General features: G+C 67.7%; 1 protein-coding gene. It reads right to left on the reverse strand.

Annotation, left to right across the window (positions count from 1 at the left end):
• Positions 1 to 632 (reverse strand): zinc-binding dehydrogenase (locus tag EOA33_RS37795; RefSeq protein ID WP_145989607.1); only part of this gene is annotated, 632 nt, incomplete at both ends.

Below are 632 nucleotides of genomic sequence, written 5' to 3' on the forward strand. Positions count from 1 at the left end.
GGCCATAGACGATCCACCGCGAGCGCTTCGGCATGGCGTTGAAGATGGCCGAGGCCAGCGGCCCGGTGACCGCGTCGAGGAAGATGCGCGGCTGCTCGGCCTTGATCACCTCGATGAGCGTGGCCTCGAAATCCGCGGCCTTCTCATTGAGCACATGGGTCGCGCCGACCTCCTTGAGTAGCGGGATCTGCTCGTCGCGGCGCACCGTGACGATCGGCCTGTAGCCCTCTTCCTTGGCGAGGCCCGCTATCAGCTTGCAGAGCTGGCTGGCGCCGGCTGTCATGATAAAGGCCTTCTCGCCGTCCTGCTTGACGATGTCGAACATGGCGAGCGCGGTGAGCGGGTTGACGATCATCGCCGCCGCATCCTCGTCGCGCACCGTGTCGAGGAGCGGGATGCAGGACGCCGCTTCCGCGACCGCATAGTCGGCCCAGGCGCCCCAGTTCGAAAGGCCGGTGGCGAAGGCGACGCGCTTGCCGGCGAGGCCCGCAGCATAAGGCTCGCCGCCGGTCGCGGCGACGCTGCCAACGCCCTCGAAGCCGGCCGGCTGGCCCTTGACCCGCGGCTGGCCATACTGCCCCTTGATGAAGGCGACGTCGGAAGGGTTGATCGCGGCCAGGCTGACCTTGATC

This window comes from Mesorhizobium sp. M4A.F.Ca.ET.050.02.1.1 (genome assembly GCF_003997725.1).
Lineage (GTDB): Bacteria > Pseudomonadota > Alphaproteobacteria > Rhizobiales > Rhizobiaceae > Mesorhizobium.